The organism is Oleiphilus sp. HI0079, assembly GCF_001635105.1.
On sequence record NZ_LWFT01000103.1, the window covers coordinates 1 to 610 of the forward strand.

Sequence of the window (610 nt, forward strand, 5' to 3'; positions counted from 1 at the left end):
GCCGCTCTACTAACCTAGTTAATGATCTGGCCGCACTCTATCTAATAACAATCACAGTAGGGGTTATTCATGTCAGAAGAAAACGCAAGCACAGTTGTCTGTGTCACCGGTGCATCAGGTTTTATTGCTGCTCATCTAGTAAAACAATTACTCGCTCAGGGCTATCGTGTGCGCGCAACCGTTCGAGGTGCTCCAGATAGATATCCTTATTTAACGAACCTTGAAGGTGCGAAAGAGCGATTAGAATTTCACAAAGCCAATCTTCTCGAAGAAGGCGCCTACGATAAAGTCGTCGATGGTTGTGATTATGTATTGCATACCGCAAGCCCTTACATCGTAAACGTTAAGGATTCGCAGAAAGAGCTTGTTGACCCTGCGGTTAACGGCACCCTTAACGTTTTAAAAGCATGCGAAAAATCCGATTCCGTAAAACGCGTTGTTATCACCTCTTCCCTCGCCGCAATAACCGATGAGCCCCACAGTGACAAGGTCTTCTCGGAAGCGGACTGGAACGAGAAATCCAACTTAAAGCGCAACCCCTACTTTTATTCAAAAGTGTGTGCAGAGAAAGCTGCATGGAAATATCTCGAGGAGCATAAAGGCACGTGCG

Annotated in this window: 1 protein-coding gene; it reads left to right on the plus strand. The window is 46.1% G+C overall.

Going from position 1 to position 610, the window contains the following annotated elements; genetic code table 11:
• Positions 1-69 precede the first annotated feature (69 nt).
• Positions 70-610 (plus strand): NAD-dependent epimerase/dehydratase family protein (locus A3750_RS01560; protein ID WP_156498302.1); only part of this gene is annotated, 541 nt, incomplete at its 3' end.